The sequence below is a fragment of the Jannaschia marina genome (assembly GCF_013404595.1).
GTDB lineage: Bacteria > Pseudomonadota > Alphaproteobacteria > Rhodobacterales > Rhodobacteraceae > Jannaschia > Jannaschia marina.
This window is the reverse complement of sequence record NZ_JABVAX010000005.1, coordinates 108877-123517: the sequence shown is the minus strand read 5'-3', so window position 1 is coordinate 123517 and position 14641 is coordinate 108877. Positions and strand designations below refer to the sequence as shown.

Genomic DNA, 14641 nt, shown 5'->3' with positions numbered 1-14641 from the left:
AGACCAGATATGATGCGCGTGACACGACCGGGCCAGGGCGTCCGGGTCAAGATCTGCGGGCTCTGCTCGCCCGATGATGTCGCCGCGACCGCCGAGGCCGGGGCGGCCTATATGGGGCTCGTCTTCTTCGGAAGATCGCCGCGCAACGTTTCGGTCGAGACGGCGCGGGATCTCGCGCTGCGCGCGCCGCCGGGCCTTGCCAAGGTGGCTCTGCTCGTCGATCCGGACGACGCGTTCCTCGACCGCATCATGGGCACCGTGCCCCTCGACATGGTGCAACTCCACGGGGGCGAGACCCCGGAGCGCGTGGCCGAGGTGCGGGCACGCACGGGGCTGCCGGTGATGAAGGCCGTGGGCCTCCGGACCGAAGCCGACCTGCCCTCCCTCGACGCCTACGCCGGGGTCGCCGATCAGCTTCTCGTCGACGCCAAACCACCCGAGGGGGCGGACCTGCCGGGCGGCAACGGCGTGGGCTTCGACTGGCGGCTGATCGCGGGGCGGGACTGGCCGAAGCCCTGGATGCTGGCCGGTGGGCTGACTGCGGAAAACGTCGGCGAGGCGATCCGGCTGACCGGCGCGCGGCAGGTCGACGTCTCCTCTGGGGTCGAGGCCGCGCCGGGGCGGAAAGACGCCGCCCGCATCGCGCGTTTCGTCGCGGCCGCGACCGCCTGAACCCGCCCCCGGGCCGTTGCAGGCCCACGCGCCGCGTTCTACACCGGAACCGACATCAGGGGAGCGACACCATGCCCGAAGACCTTCTCAACAGCTTCATGACCGGCCCCGACGAGAACGGTCGCTTCGGCGATTTCGGCGGGCGCTTCGTCAGCGAGACGCTGATGCCGCTGATCCTGGAGCTGGAAGCGCAATACGAACACGCCAAGACCGATCCGACCTTCTGGGCCGAGATGGACGATCTCTGGGCGAATTACGTGGGCCGGCCCTCGCCGCTCTACTTCGCCGAGCGCCTGACCGAGCGGCTGGGCGGGGCGAAGATCTACCTCAAGCGCGACGAGCTGAACCATACAGGTGCGCACAAGATCAACAACGTGCTCGGCCAGATCATCCTCGCCCGGCGCATGGGCAAGACCCGCATCATCGCAGAGACGGGGGCGGGGCAGCACGGAGTTGCGACGGCGACCGTCTGCGCGAAGTTCGGGCTGAAATGCGTGGTCTACATGGGCGCGCATGACGTCGAGCGGCAGAGCCCCAACGTCTTCCGCATGAAGCTCCTCGGGGCCGAGGTCGTGCCCGTCACCTCCGGGCGCGGCACGCTCAAGGACGCGATGAACGACGCCCTGCGCGATTGGGTCACGAACGTGGAGGATACGTTCTACTGCATCGGCACGGTCGCCGGGCCGCATCCCTATCCGGCCATGGTCCGCGACTTCCAGGCGATCATCGGCAAGGAGGCGAAGGAGCAGATGAAGGCCGCCGAGGGCCGGCTGCCCGATACGATCATCGCGGCCATCGGCGGCGGGTCGAACGCGATGGGCCTCTTCTTCCCGTTCCTCGACGACAAGGATGTCGCGATCATCGGCGTGGAGGCTGGCGGCAAGGGCGTGAACGCGAAGATGGAGCATTGCGCCTCGCTTACGGGCGGGCGCCCCGGCGTGCTGCACGGCAACCGCACGTATCTCCTGCAGGACGACGACGGTCAGATCCTCGAAGGCCATTCGATCTCGGCAGGGCTCGACTATCCGGGCATCGGACCGGAACATTCGTGGCTGCACGAGATCGGTCGGGCCAAATACGTCTCGATCACCGACAAGGAGGCGCTCGAGGCGTTCCAGCTTTGCTGCGAGACCGAGGGCATCATCCCCGCGCTCGAACCCTCCCACGCGCTGGCCCATGTCGCCAAGATCGCGCCGGACCTGCCGCGCGATCACCTGATCTGCATGAACATGTGCGGCCGGGGCGACAAGGACATCTTCACCGTCGCGCGAGCCCTGGGCTGGGAGATGGGTGAGGTGATCTGAGGGCGCGACGCCTACCCTCGGATCACCGGCACATGTGGCGCGGCCTCTTCGGGCAGTGTGCCGTCGAGCCTCGGATCGTCGACCACTTCCACCTCCCGCCGGATGGGCCGGAACCCCGAGCGGATGTAGAACGGCAGGGCGACGGGGCTGTCGAAGGTGCAGGTGTGAACGTGCAGGCGGATGATCGGCTTGGCAAAGGCCCGCGCGATCGCCGTGGCCATCATGGCGCGCCCGAGACCCAGGCCCTGAACCTCCGGGGTCAGTCCGAAGAAGGCCAGCTCGCAGCTTTCGTCGTCGCGGAAGTCGAGCTCCAGAAGGCCCTCGGCGCGTCCCGCGCGTTCGACCGCGTGAACCTCGACAGCCGGGTCGTGCAGGATCGCCGCGAGGGCCGCGTCATCCATCCTCAGCCGCGAGAACCAGAGCCAGTCCTGCGCGCCGACGCGGTGGAAGAGGTCGCGGTACCAATCCGCGTTCGGTCGCTCGACCGGCCGCAGCGTTACACCTTCGGGCCAGGTCGCGTCCCGCGCGGGGGGCGGCGCGACCATCTCCAGATGTGTCACGATGGCCGCGACCTTGCCGGGCGGGATCGGATGGAAGCCGCTCTCCATCAGCGCGTCAGGTAGAGGATGTCGAAGCGCGACTCGAGGATCGGCGCAGGTTGCAGCAGCCGTGCGCGATCCGGGGACATCATCTCGAAGAGGCCCACATCGGCGGTGGTCTGGTTCGGCTCCAACGGCGTCTGGTCCTTCGGCGGCAGATCCTCGTAGGGCACCGCCGGCTCGGTCCCGACGTGGCCCACGCCCGTATACTGGATGCGCCCGTCGGCGCGCACGGCGAGCGTCCCGGTCGTGCGCTGCGAGCCCGTGAGCTTGGTCAAAACCCAGCGGCCGTCGGTTACCGTGCGGATCTCGCAGCGGAAGTTGCGGTAGGCCACCGCAGGCACGCCGCCCCCGCCGAGCTTGATCGTGCGGCAGTTCCAGACCCCCTCCGGATCGGCGTCATCGAGCGCCACCGGAGCGCCCCGCATCGCCTCGAACAGCACCGCAAGCGCCTGCGGGTCGCCCTCGGCTATGGCCTCGCGCAGGGCTGCGCCGAGATGGGCATCTAGGGCGCGCATCCGCAGCACGTCGGGCGGGCGCAGGTCGGGGGCCTGAGCCAGCGCCGGCCCGGCCAGAAGGCAAAGCGCGGCCAGTGTCTTCCGCATGTCAGTCCTCGGCGTAGCGTCTGAGTATGTCGAGCGGCACGATATCGAGCGTGCGCAGATGCGTCGCGGCCAGAATGATGCGAGGCGCGCAGTCTTCCTCGTGCGCCTGCAGGAAGCGCGCGGCGCAGAGGCACCAGCGGTCGCCGGGGTTCAGGCCGGCGAAGTTGTATTCCGGTCGGGGTGTCGAGAGATCGTTGCCAAGGTACTTGGAATGGGCCAGGAACTCTGCCGTCATCACCGCGCAGACGGTGTGGACGCCGCCGTCCATCGGCCCCGTGTTGCAGCAGCCGTCGCGGAAGAACCCCGTCATCGGGTCGGTTCCGCAGGGGGCAAGGGGCTGGCCGAGGACGTTGAGCGCCTCGAGCTGGCCGGGGGGTGGTGTCGTCATCCGGACTCTCCTGTCTCTGGAGGATCAGATAGCATACAGGCTGCTCGGGGCGATCACTGCGCGGCGGCGATGGCGCGGAACATCTCGATGTTGCCCTCGCTCACGCCCGCTTCGCGAAAGCCGCGGTCGGCGGAGTTGACGGCGATCACCACGTCGCGGGCCCGGTCGATGTAGACGAACTGGCCGTAGACACCCTGCGCCATGACTTCGCCCGGCCGCCCGTCCGCCGGCATCCACCACTGGTAGCCATAACGCATCCGCCCCGCCTCCGTCCTGGCCGAGGGCACGGTGGAGATGTTGACCCAGTTTTCGGGGACGATCTGTTCACCGTCGAGGCGTCCGCCCTGCGCAACCATCAGGCCCATGCGCGCATAGTCGCGCGTGCGCATGTTGAGCCCGCCGAGGACGAAGGCCGTGCCCTCCCCATCGGTCACGAAATAGGCCGGCCCGATGCCCATCGGCTCGATCAGCTTTTCGGCCATCAGGTCGGGGACCGAAGCCCCGGTGGCCCCGCGCAGGACCATCCCGAGCACATGCGTGTCCATCGAGACGTATTTCATCCGCTCGCCCGGCACCCGGTCCCGGGTGTCGAGCGCGGCGGTGAAATCGTCGAGCGCGCCACCGAGGGCGATGACACGTCCCATGCGATTGATGTCGCTATCGGGGTCGAAGTAATCCTCGTTGAAGGCGACGCCCGACTCCATCTGGAGCACGTCCTGCACGGTTGCTCCGGCATAGGCCGAGCTCGCCAGTTCGGGCGCATATTTCTCCACGGGGTCGGACAGGGCGATGCGCCCCTCGTCCACGAGGATGCCCGTCAGGAGCGACAGGAAGGACTTCGCGACCGACCAGCTGATCCGCAGATCGTCGGGGCCGGTGCCGAGGTGGTAGCTTTCGTGCGTGATCTCGCCCCCGCGCAGCACGATGAGCCCGGTGATCCGCCGTTCGGCGATCCAGGTGTCGGCCTCGGGCGGCAGGGGCGTGTCGGTGCCCTGCGGCAGGGGCGGGCCTGCGTCCTCCGAAAGCGGCGTCCACAGGAACGCTCCGCGCATGTTCGAGAAGTTCGCCACGATCTTCTCGGGCGCGAAGAGCGTGTTGACGGCGATGAGGCGCGTGATCTCCTCCCGTTTGACAATGGCGAGCCCGCCCCCCGCCAGCACGAGGGCGAACAGCACGAGCCCGATCCGTTTGAGCCATGTCTTCATGCGTGATCCTCCGGCCCGCAGGTCACCATGCCGGGCCGGGGCTCGCAAGCAAGGCATTACGTCACTTGAATCTGGCGGCAAGCCGTTGCAGGGGCGAGAGCTTTTCCTCGGCCTCGGGTTGCGGCTCGGGCTTCGGATCTGCCGCTTTCGCCGGCTTCGCCGAGCCGCCGCCCGACGACCGGGGCGGGTTCACCCGCAGCGCCACCGCATTCGTGAACCCCGGTCCGTCGCCTTGGGCGAGCTTCGCCGCGCCATCGCAGATCCCGCGCAGGAGGTCGTCGAGCATCGCGCCTTCGGCCTTGGCGAAATCCGACAGCACGTAGCCCGAGACGCGGTCCTTGTAGCCCGGATGCCCGATGCCGAGCCGCACGCGCGCGTAGTCCGGGCCGATGTGCTGATGGATCGAGCGCAGCCCGTTGTGACCCGCGTGGCCGCCGCCCGCCTTCAGGCGCAGCTTGCCGGGTGCGAGGTCGAGCTCGTCGTGGAAAACGGTCACGTCGGCGGGGCTGAGCTTGTGGAAGCGCATCGCTTCGCCCACCGACTGTCCCGAGAGGTTCATGAAGGTCGCGGGTTTCAGCAGCCAGACCTTCTCGGACCCGAAGCGCACCTCGGCGATCTGGCCCTGGAACTTTGACCGCCAGGGCCCGCCCCCCTGATCCTCGAGGATGCGGTCGAGCGCCATGAAGCCGATGTTGTGCCGGTTGCCCGCGTATTTCGCGCCCGGATTGCCCAGGCCAACCCAGAGTTGCATGTCGCTCCCCTTTGCAAGTCACACCCGGTCTAGGCGAAAGGTCGCACGGGGGCCAGAGCCGGAACCGGGGCACCGGCACGGCGGTTCTGCCGGCAAGGCTGAAAGGGACCACCATGTATGTACTCATCTACGGGGCCGACGGGGCCACCGGTACCCGGCTCGTCGATCGGGCGCTCGCTCGCGGCCACCGCGTCCGCGCCTCTGTCCAAGGTCTCACTGGGCGGGAGCGGTCGGCCGATCGCCTCGAATGGGTCGAGAGCGATCTGATGACCCGCGATGGCCTCGAAGGGGACCTCGACAGCGTCGATGCCGTCCTGAACGCCGTGGGCATCGATGCAGGCCCGAAGGAGGCGTTGGCCCCGCCGCCATTGCACACGGAGGGGACGCGCAACCTCTTGGCGGCGATGCGCGTCGCGGGGCCTGACCGTCTGGTGACGATCTCGGCCAGTTTCGTGGAGGAGATGTCGCGCGGCCCCATCTGGTTCGAGGCCGCCGCGCGCCTCGGCCTGTCGCGGATCTTCGCGCAGATGGGCGAGATGGAGCGTATCCTGCAAGCGACGCCCTGGCTGCGCTGGACGGCGGTCCGCCCCGGCTGGCTTCTGGACGAGGCGGCCTCGGGCGATTTCCAGGTCTTCGACGACGTCATCCCCGAAGACCTCATCCGCACCCGCACGGGCGACCTCGCGGCCTTCATGCTCGATTGCGCAGAAGGCGACCTCCACATCCACGAGACACCGGCGATCGCGCGCCCGGAGCCGGCGGAGAAATCCGGCCCGGATGCGGTGCTGGCGGAGATGCTGGGCTGACTTGGCAACCGAGTGGCGGGATGCGAAAGCCTCCGCATGGACCTGCAGATCCACCTCGCCCGCCCCGAAGACGCCGAGTCGCTTGCCGGGCTTCGGATCGCCGCGATGCGCCCCAGCCTCGAGGCCATCGGCCGCTTCGACCCGGACCGGGCGCGACAGCGGTTCTTGTCCGCCTTCGACCCGGAGGTCACGCGGATCGTGCGGCGCGACGGTGACCTGATCGGCTTCTTCGTCCTGCGACCGAGGCCGGATCACCTCTATCTCGACCATCTCTACATCCACCCCGAGGCGCAGGGGAGCGGAACAGGCCGTCGTCTGGTGGAAGCGATTCAGCAGGACGCGCGCCGGGCCGGGCTGCGGATCGAGCTGATCGCCCTCGCGGGGAGCCCCGCGAACGACTTCTACCGCGCGCGGGGCTTCATTTTCCAATCGACCGACGGGACGGACAATCGCTACGTCTGGAGACCGGACCACGCCCCGTGAAGGCGGCCGCGCGAGGTGCCGGGCAGGCGCGATGCGGGCGCGCCGAACCAAGCGCGCCTGGCGTGCGTCACCCCTCCATCGCCTCAAGCTGATCGATGAACCCTTCGATCATCCCGAGCCCCTTGTCCCAGAACGCCGGATCGCTCGCATCCAGGTCAAAGGGGGCCAGCAGCTCCTTGTGGTGCTTCGACCCGCCCGCCCGAAGCATGTCGAAGTACTTGTCCTCGAAGCCCTCGGGCGCGTCTTCGTAGGCGGCGTAGAGCGCATTTACCAGCCCGTCGCCGAAGGCATAGGCGTAGACGTAGAAAGGCGAGTGCACGAAGTGCGGGATATAGGCCCAGAAGTGCTCGTAGCCCTCCATGAACTCGAAGACCGGCCCCAGCGACTCGGCCTGCACCGACATCCAGAGCGCGTCGATGTCCTCGGGCGTCAGCTCCCCTTCGCGGCGGGCGGCGTGCAGCTTGCACTCGAAGTCGTAGAAGGCGATCTGGCGCACGACCGTGTTGATCATGTCCTCGACCTTGCCGGCGAGCATGACCTTGCGCTGCGCATCGTCCTTCGCGCCGTCGAGCATGGCGCGGAAGGTCAGCATCTCGCCGAAGACGCTCGCCGTCTCGGCCAGAGTCAGCGGCGTGGACGATAGCATCTCGCCCTGACCGGCGGCGAGCACCTGGTGCACGCCATGGCCCAGCTCGTGCGCCAGCGTCATGACGTCGCGCGGCTTCCCGAGGTAGTTGAGCATCACGTAGGGATGCACGCTCGTCACCGTCGGATGCGCGAACGCGCCCGGGGCCTTGCCGGGCTTCACCTCGGCATCGATCCAGCCCTTGTCGAAGAAGGGCTCGGCCAGCTCGGCCATCTCGGGCGAGAAGCCTGCATAGGCATCCATGACGGTCTTGCGGGCCTCTTCCCAGCCGACGAGGCGGGTTTCTTCCATCGGCAGGGGGGCATTCCGGTCCCAGACCTGAAGGGTGTCGAGGCCCAGCCACTTGGCCTTCAGCTTGTAGTAACGGTGGCTCAGCCGCGGATAGGCGGCGACGACGGCATTGCGGAGTGCCTCCACGACCTCTGGCTCCACGTGGTTGGCGAGGTGACGCGACGCCTGCGGCGACGGCAGCCCGCGCCAGCGGTCGGAGATTTCCTTCTCCTTGGCGAGCGTGTTGTGAACGCGCGCGAAGGTGCGGACGTTCTTGCCGAAGACCTCCGCCAGTGCCCGCGCGCCCGCCTCGCGCCTGGCGCGGTCGGGGTCGGTGAGCAGGTTCAGCGTCGCCTCGATCCCGAGCTCCTCGTCGCCCACCGGGAAGGTCAGGCCCGCGATCGTCTCGTCGAAGAGCTTGTTCCAGGCCGAGGCACCCACGACGGAGGTGTCGTGCAGGTATTTCTCCAGCTCGTCCGACAGCTGGTAGGGTTTCATCGCCCGCATCCGGTCGAGCACCGGGCGGTAGCGCGCCAGATCCGCGTTCGCCGCCATCAGGGCGTCGTAGTGGTCATCGTCGATGCGGTTGAACTCCAGCGAGAAGAAGACGAGCGGCGTCGTGAAGGTGGTCAGCTGGTCCTGGCAGTCGGACATGAACTTCGCCCGTCCGCCGTCCGTCGTGATCTGGTAGTAGCGCAGCCCCGCGAAGGACATGATCCGCCCCGCGACCTCGTCGATCTTCTCGTTGCGCTCGATGCAGCGGAGCATTTCGGCCGCGTCCAGCTCGGCCAGCTTGCCCTCGTAGTCGGCGGCGAAGGCGGCGCATTCGGCTTCCAGCCACTTCATGTCGCGCGCGAGCTCGGGCGCGTCCTCGCCGGTATAGAGATCCGACAGGTCCCACTCCGGCAGATCGCCCAGCGGTTCGCCCCCGGCGGGCGCGGCATTGGCATCGCGGGGCAGGGCGCGGTTCAGGGTCGTCAGGCTGGCGGGAAAGCGGGTCATCGGGGCCTCGTGTCTGGTTTCCCGTTCTAGCTATGTGTCCCGAGGCCCGAGGGCAAACCCTCGCGGGCTGCCTTTGTCGTCGCCCCAAACCCGCACGCGTCATAACCGGGCTCGACCCGGTGATCTCCGGGTTTGTGGGCACCACTGCGGCACGAGATCCTCGGGTCGAGCCCGAGGATGACCGCCGAGAGGGACGCTGCAGATGGGCCTGCGTCATCACCGGGCGTGACCCGGTGATCTCCCGTGTCGAGCCCGAGGATGACGGGGCTCGGGGTCGCAGGGGCCTGCGCCGGCGGCGCTCAGTCGAGCGTGAGCGGCCCGCCTGCCGTCTCCATGCCCTTGGCGCGGTCGAAGCGCAGGTAGGCCAGTGCCCGGTCGCCCGAAACGGTGTGGACCGTGCCTGCCGCGCGGCCGCCGGAGGTGATCTCCGACCCGGTCTCGACGGCTCCCCGGACGCGGACGAGCCCCTTGCGCAGCTCGGTCTTGTGCTTCATCCGCGCCACGATCTCCTGCCCGACGAAGCAGCCCTTGCGGAAGTCGACGCCGCCGAGACGCTCGAACCCCATCTCGAGGATGTAGCTTTCGTTCGGGACAAGCTCGATGCCGCTTTCGGGCACGATGTTCTCGACCCGCAGGTCGTCCCAATCCGTCCCGTCGTCGCCGGACGCGCCGTAGTGCCGCCAGCCCATGCCCGGCCGCGGATCGGGTAGCGCACCCTCCGGCGCGTCGCCGGTGCCGCGCGCGACGTCCATCCCGGCATCCTCGATCGTGACGTTCGAGCGCAGGCGGTACATTGCGAGCCGCTGCGCGAGGCCCGGCGCGAGATCCGCGGCCACGTCGAGATAGAGCGCTTCGGCATCCCGGAAGGTCAGGAAATCGGCGAGGTACTTGCCCTGTGGCGTGAGCAGCGCGGCATAGCCGAGTCCCGTCTCGGGCACGTCCCGGGTGACGAGGCCGTGGAGGAACTTTTCGCGGTCGTCGCCGGAGATGCGCAGGATGGTCCGTGTCATGCCCCTCACATGGGGCAAGCCCGGGCCTGCGCCAAGCCCCCATGCGCGCACATTGACCCCGCAAGGCGCGGGGCGTAGCGGTTTGCCTGTCGCGCAGAGGAGCCCCCATGTCGCTTGCCCCCGGTCCCCAGACACTGGCCATTCCCGGCCCCTCGATCATCCCCGACCGCGTGCTGCGGGCCATGCACCGGCCGTCGCCGAACATCTACGTCGGTCCGCTGATCGACCTGACCCATTCGCTCATCCCCGATCTCAAGGCCGTCGCCCGCACGGAGCATCAGGCGACGATCTACATCGGCAACGGCCATGCCGCCTGGGAGGCTTCGCTCGCCAACACCCATGCGCGCGGCGACCTCGTCCTCGTGCCGCGCACGGGCACCTTCGCCGACGGCTGGGCCGAGGTGGCGCGCTGCATGGGGATCCGCACGGAGATGCTGGATTTCGGCAACCGCGCCGCGATGGACCCGGCCGCCATCGGTCAGCGCCTGCGCGAGGACAAGGCGCACGAGATCAAATCCGTCCTCTGCGTCCACGTCGACACGTCGTCGTCGGTGCGTGCCGACCTCAAGGCGATCCGGGCCGAGATCGACGCCGCCGGGCACCCGGCGCTCCTCCATGCCGACTGCATGGCGAGCCTCGGTTGCGACGAGATGCGGATGGACGACTGGGGCGTCGACGTGGCCTTCGCCGGCTGTCAGAAGGGGCTGATGACGCCCGCGGGCATGGCCTTCGTCTTCTACAACGACCGCGCCGACCGGGCACGGGACCGCTCGGACCTCGCCACCTTCTACTGGGACTGGCGGCCGCGCACGACGCCCGAGATCTATTTCCGCTACTTCCAGGGGACCGGCCCGACGCATCATCTCTACGGGCTGCGCGAGGCGCTCGACATGCTGGTGCACGAGGAGGGGGTCGAGACGGCTTGGGCTCGCCATGGCACGCTCGCCCGTGCGCTCCACGCGGCCTTCGCCCGGTGGGAGGATCACGACACGCCCGGCGCGGGGCTGGAGCTCAACGTCCGCGACCCGGCGATCCGTTCGCACGCGGTGACGGCCGTGCGCCTGCCCGAGGCGGGCACCAAACTGCGGCTTTGGTGCGAGGACGAGATGGGTCTGACGCTCGGCATCGGCCTCGGCATGGCCCCGCACGGCGATCCGGCCGGCGACGGCTTCTTCCGGATCGGGCATATGGGCCATGTCTCGGGCCATTCGATGCTCGGAACGCTCGCGACGATCGATGCGGGGCTCAAGGCGCTTGGCGTGCCCCACGGGTCGGGGGCGCTCGATGCGGCGGCGGCGGTCATGGCCGGGACCGCTTAAGGTTACGTTAAGGAAACTTAACGCGCCCAAGTTTCGCCCGGTTTCTGGGCGAGAACTCGCGCCGGCCCGAAGTGCTTCTTCCGCGTCGGCCGGACCGCAACCACGAGACACCCCGAATGGACACGGATCAGACCACGGACGACCGGATCACCCTGAGGGAGCTTCTGACCGCTGGCCCGACGCGGACCATCGCCGCGGCGGGGCTCCTCGGGCTGATGTGGGGTCCGATCCTGGCCGGCGTGCTCGATGCGGCGGACCGGGTCTCGGCCGGGGAGGCCGCGCCCGGGGATCTGGATGCTGCCCCGGCCCTTGCCGCGGAAACGCCGCCCCCCGACGCGGAGGTCGTCGTCGATCCGGAGCCCGCGACGCCGGACATCACGCTGGCCGAACAGGTGGCCCATGACGATGCTGCCCTCGACCGGCTTCAGAGCCTGACCCGCGCCCACGCGCTTTCGAACATCGGTCGGGACGAGAGCGCCCGGCCCTAGTCGCGTTCCCGCCGCTTCTGCAAGATCGCTTCGACCCGCGCGTCCCACGCCGCCTCGCGCGCCCGGCGACGCAGGCCCCAACGGTGGATCGCCCAATGCAGCGCCGCGCAGAGCGCCAGCGCCATCGGGTAGCCCCAGACGCCCCAGATCAGGACGAGGACGAAGACAAGCAGCAGGTAGACCATGCCGAGGAAGGCGTTGGTGTAGTCCTGTACCCGGTCAAAATGATCGTCGTCGCGCATCCGCTCCGGCCTCCTTCGACAGCAGCTTAGCGCGGTTCACGGGCAATGGAAGTCACTCCCCCGCGTCCCGCAGGGCCGCCGGCAACGCGGCGCGCAGCGCATCCATGTCGGCCGCCGTGCCGCAGCCGATCCGAATGCACCGGTCGAGCGGGGCAACGCCCGGCATCCTTACGAAGATGTCCCGGTCGAGAAGGCCCCCGAGCACGGCGCGGGCGAAGTCACCGTCCCGACCGCAATCGACGGTGACGAAGTTGGTCGCGGACGGCAGGGGCGTCAGCCCGGCCTCGCGCGCGATGGCGGCGATCGCATCGCGCGACTGCGCCACCCGGGCCCGCACCTCGGCCAGCCAGTGGCCGTCGGCGAGCGCCGCCATCGCGCCCGCCTGTGCCACGCGACCGAGCCCGAAGTGATTGCGCACCCGGTCGAACGCCCCGATCAGATCCTCGTGCCCCAAGGCATAGCCGACGCGAAGCCCGGCCAGCCCGTGCGCCTTGGAAAAGGTCCGCATCCGGATCACCCGGCGGTCGCGCACGTCGAGCGGCGGGATCGCCTCGGGCGGGGCAAGATCGGCATAGGCCTCGTCGAGGCAGAGCAGGCAGCCCTCGGGCAGGGCGTCGATCATCTCCTGCACGCGCGCGGCGTCGTGCCAGCTGCCCATCGGATTGTCGGGGTTCGACAGGTAGATCAGGCCCGCCCCGACCTCCCGCGCGCGAGAGACGAGCGCGTCGGGGTCCTCGTGATCCCCGGCATAGGGCACCTTGTGCAGCGTGCCGCCATAGCCGACGACGTGGTAATTGAAGGTCGGATAGGCCCCGTCGGAGGTGACGACGGCGCGCCCCGGCTCGACCAGCAGGCGGACGAGATAGCCGAGCAGCCCGTCGATTCCCTCGCCCACGACGACGTTTTCCGGCGCGACGCCAAGGTGCGCGGCAAGCGCGTGGCGCAGATCGTGACACTCCGGGTCGCCGTACATCCAGGCGTCACGGGCGGCGTCCTCCATCGCGGCAATCGCCGATGGCGCGGGTCCGAAGACGCTCTCGTTCGCGCCGAGCCGGGCGGCGAAGGCCGCGGCCCGCGCCCGCTCCTGGGCCTCGGGGCCGACGAAGGGGACGGTCGCGGGCAGGCTCTCGGTCAGGGACGTGAGTTTCATTGCATCCTCCTCCCTGGCGCGGGCCGCGCAAACGCCGCGCTGCGGTCGACGACATGCAGAAGCGGCAGCCCGGCCTCGCCGCGGCGGATGTTCTCGGCGACCACGCGGGCCGCTCCGGCCGGGCGGGTGGTCGAGGCGATATGCGGCGTGACGGTCACCTTAGGGTGGTGCCAGTACGGATGATCTGGCGGCAACGGCTCCACCCGGAAGGTGTCGAGCGTCGCGTGGCCGAGCCGCGGCAGAGCGTCGAGGAGGGCGGCATCGTCGATCAGCGCCCCGCGCCCCGGGTTCAACAGAATGGCCCCGTCGCGCATCCAGCCGAGCGCCCGCGCGTCCATCAGGCCCTCCGTCTCCGCCGTCAGTGGCGTCAGGAGCACGACGATCTCCGCCTTGGTGAGCGCGGTCCGCAGCCCGTCGCGCCCGGTGAGCGAGCGGACGCCCGGCAGAGACTTTGGGCTGCGCGACCATCCCGTCACGGGAAAGCCCAGGGCCGCAAGCGCGGTGGCGCAGGCCCCGCCCAGTTCACCCAGCCCCAGGATCGCGACCGGCCTGTCGCGGGCGAGGGGCGGCGCGACCGGCTCCCATGCCGTCGCCGCGAGGTGCGCGTCGATCCCGAGGTGGTGGCGCAGCACATGGCCCGTGACCCATTCCACCATTCCATGCGTGAGCCCCGGCTCGACCATCCGCGTGAGCGGTGCCGCGAGCGTGCGGTTGCCCTCGATCCCCTCGACCCCGGCCCAGAGGCAGAGCACCCCCTTCAGGCGGGTATAGCCGGAGAAATCGGACATTTCGGAGGAGGGCGCATAGATGATCCAGTCGATCTCGGCCGGATCGTGCTCGACAGCCCCGGGCAGGATCGTCGCGGTGACGCCGACCGCGCGCAAGGCGTCGGGCAGGAGGTCGCGATAGGCCGCCTGCGTGCGCTCCGGGGCCGCGAAGAGGATGCGCGTCACGTGGCGAAGGCTCCGGCGAGGTCGGCCATGCCCTTGAACTCGAGCGGGTTGCCGAACGGGTCGAGGAGGAACATCGTCGCCTGCTCGCCGGGCTGCCCCTCGAAGCGAACGAAGGGGGCGAGAACGAACGCCGTTCCCGCGGCCTGCAGCCGGTCGGCCAGCGCGCGCCACTCTTCCATCGGCAGCAGAACGCCGAAGTGCGGCATCGGCACCATCCGGTCGCCGACCTTGCCGGTGGGGTGGTGGGTGAACGGCGCGCCGAGGTGGAGCGAGATCTGATGGCCGAAGAAGTCGAAATCGACCCAGGTCTCGGTCGAGCGCCCCTCGGTGCATCCCAGAAGCGTGCCGTAGAAATCGCGCGCGGTATCAAGGTCGCGGACGTTGAAGGCGAGGTGGAAGATGCTCATGGCGCAGATCTAGCAGTCGTGTCACAGGAGGGAAACGGGATCGGCCGTCCCGGCGGGCTCGCGTCCGGCGGAGGGCGCGATGCGTATTTCGGGCCAGAGGAAGGCGGCGACCGTGCGGGCGCAGAAAACGCGGCGGCCAATGCGTTTCGGTATCGCGAGAGAGGCGCGGATGCGCCTCCCTTCAGGGAGGCGAAAGCATTAAGGTTAACCGGTCGATGGCAGCATTAAGGTTAACCGGTCGATGGCAGCATTAAGGTTAACCGGTCGATGGCAGCATTAAGGTTAACCGGTCGATGGCAGCATTAAGGTTAACCGGTCGATGGCAGCATTAAGGTTAACCG

At 69.0% G+C, this 14641-nt stretch carries 17 protein-coding genes; 6 read left to right on the top strand and 11 right to left on the bottom strand.

Features of this window, described 5'->3' with window-relative positions:
- The first annotated feature begins 12 nt into the window (after window positions 1-12).
- Together HSX43_RS10965 and trpB are read left to right on the top strand one after the other, a co-directional pair.
- Entirely contained in the window at window positions 13-672 is a 660-nt protein-coding gene (locus HSX43_RS10965; RefSeq protein ID WP_179380168.1) for a phosphoribosylanthranilate isomerase, read from the top strand.
- A 71-nt stretch (window positions 673-743) separates the two neighbouring features.
- Window positions 744-1976 (top strand): tryptophan synthase subunit beta, encoded by a 1233-nt coding sequence (gene trpB / locus HSX43_RS10960; RefSeq protein WP_179380167.1) that lies wholly within the window; start codon window positions 744-746, stop codon window positions 1974-1976.
- A gap of 11 nt (window positions 1977-1987) precedes the next feature.
- On the opposite strand, the gene HSX43_RS10955 is transcribed toward trpB, so the two are convergent.
- From HSX43_RS10955 to pth, 5 genes are all read right to left on the bottom strand, one after another.
- Window positions 1988-2584 carry a GNAT family N-acetyltransferase gene (locus tag HSX43_RS10955; RefSeq protein ID WP_179380166.1) on the bottom strand — a complete coding sequence of 199 codons (597 nt, stop codon included), beginning with the start codon at window positions 2582-2584 and terminating at the stop codon, window positions 1988-1990.
- Window positions 2584-3180 carry a DUF4893 domain-containing protein gene (locus HSX43_RS10950; RefSeq protein ID WP_179380165.1) on the bottom strand — a complete coding sequence of 199 codons (597 nt, stop codon included), beginning with the start codon at window positions 3178-3180 and terminating at the stop codon, window positions 2584-2586. Before HSX43_RS10950 ends, HSX43_RS10955 begins: the two co-directional genes overlap by 1 nt.
- A 1-nt stretch (window position 3181) precedes the next feature.
- Entirely contained in the window at window positions 3182-3568 is a 387-nt protein-coding gene (locus HSX43_RS10945; protein WP_179380164.1) for a DUF2237 family protein, read from the bottom strand.
- Window positions 3569-3621: 53 nt separating this feature from the next.
- Complete coding sequence (locus HSX43_RS10940; protein ID WP_179380163.1) at window positions 3622-4773, bottom strand: serine hydrolase domain-containing protein; 1152 nt, start codon at window positions 4771-4773, stop codon at window positions 3622-3624.
- A 61-nt stretch (window positions 4774-4834) separates the two neighbouring features.
- Window positions 4835-5524: an aminoacyl-tRNA hydrolase gene (gene pth / locus HSX43_RS10935; RefSeq protein WP_179380162.1), complete on the bottom strand. Its 690-nt coding sequence runs from the start codon at window positions 5522-5524 to the stop codon at window positions 4835-4837.
- Between the two features lie 113 nt (window positions 5525-5637).
- Between pth and HSX43_RS10930 the strand changes: the two genes are divergently transcribed.
- Both HSX43_RS10930 and HSX43_RS10925 read left to right on the top strand, forming a co-directional pair.
- On the top strand, window positions 5638-6330 hold the full coding sequence (locus HSX43_RS10930; RefSeq protein ID WP_208454566.1) for an NAD(P)-dependent oxidoreductase: 693 nt from the start codon (window positions 5638-5640) through the stop codon (window positions 6328-6330).
- 36 nt (window positions 6331-6366) lie between these two features.
- Entirely contained in the window at window positions 6367-6813 is a 447-nt protein-coding gene (locus HSX43_RS10925) for a GNAT family N-acetyltransferase (RefSeq protein WP_235962621.1), read from the top strand.
- A gap of 67 nt (window positions 6814-6880) precedes the next feature.
- On the opposite strand, the gene HSX43_RS10920 is transcribed toward HSX43_RS10925, so the two are convergent.
- On the bottom strand, window positions 6881-8731 hold the full coding sequence (locus HSX43_RS10920; RefSeq protein ID WP_179380161.1) for a M3 family oligoendopeptidase: 1851 nt from the start codon (window positions 8729-8731) through the stop codon (window positions 6881-6883).
- Window positions 8732-9030: 299 nt separating this feature from the next.
- On the bottom strand, window positions 9031-9741 hold the full coding sequence (gene ygfZ, locus HSX43_RS10915) for a CAF17-like 4Fe-4S cluster assembly/insertion protein YgfZ (RefSeq protein WP_179380160.1): 711 nt from the start codon (window positions 9739-9741) through the stop codon (window positions 9031-9033).
- Between the two features lie 107 nt (window positions 9742-9848).
- On the opposite strand from ygfZ, the gene HSX43_RS10910 reads away from it, so the two are divergent.
- Both HSX43_RS10910 and HSX43_RS10905 read left to right on the top strand, forming a co-directional pair.
- Window positions 9849-11060, top strand: a complete 1212-nt coding sequence (locus HSX43_RS10910) for a pyridoxal-phosphate-dependent aminotransferase family protein (protein ID WP_179380159.1) — start codon at window positions 9849-9851, stop codon at window positions 11058-11060.
- A gap of 116 nt (window positions 11061-11176) precedes the next feature.
- Window positions 11177-11548, top strand: a complete 372-nt coding sequence (locus tag HSX43_RS10905) for a hypothetical protein (protein ID WP_179380158.1) — start codon at window positions 11177-11179, stop codon at window positions 11546-11548.
- On the opposite strand, the gene HSX43_RS10900 is transcribed toward HSX43_RS10905, so the two are convergent.
- Genes HSX43_RS10900 through HSX43_RS10885 form a run of 4 tightly spaced genes read right to left on the bottom strand, consistent with a single transcriptional unit; the run spans window position 11545 to window position 14300 of the window.
- Window positions 11545-11790, bottom strand: a complete 246-nt coding sequence (locus HSX43_RS10900; protein WP_179380157.1) for a hypothetical protein — start codon at window positions 11788-11790, stop codon at window positions 11545-11547. The two genes, HSX43_RS10905 and HSX43_RS10900, sit on opposite strands and share 4 nt — an antisense overlap.
- Before the next feature lie 52 nt (window positions 11791-11842).
- A complete protein-coding gene (locus HSX43_RS10895) occupies window positions 11843-12940 on the bottom strand; it encodes a pyridoxal phosphate-dependent aminotransferase (protein ID WP_179380156.1) in 1098 nt (365 codons plus the stop codon).
- Window positions 12937-13893, bottom strand: coding sequence for a 2-hydroxyacid dehydrogenase (locus tag HSX43_RS10890; protein ID WP_407929377.1), 957 nt, complete (start codon window positions 13891-13893; stop codon window positions 12937-12939). The genes HSX43_RS10895 and HSX43_RS10890 overlap by 4 nt, the downstream gene beginning before the upstream one ends.
- Entirely contained in the window at window positions 13890-14300 is a 411-nt protein-coding gene (locus HSX43_RS10885; protein ID WP_179380155.1) for a VOC family protein, read from the bottom strand. The genes HSX43_RS10890 and HSX43_RS10885 overlap by 4 nt, the downstream gene beginning before the upstream one ends.
- Between the last annotated feature and the right edge of the window lie 341 nt (window positions 14301-14641).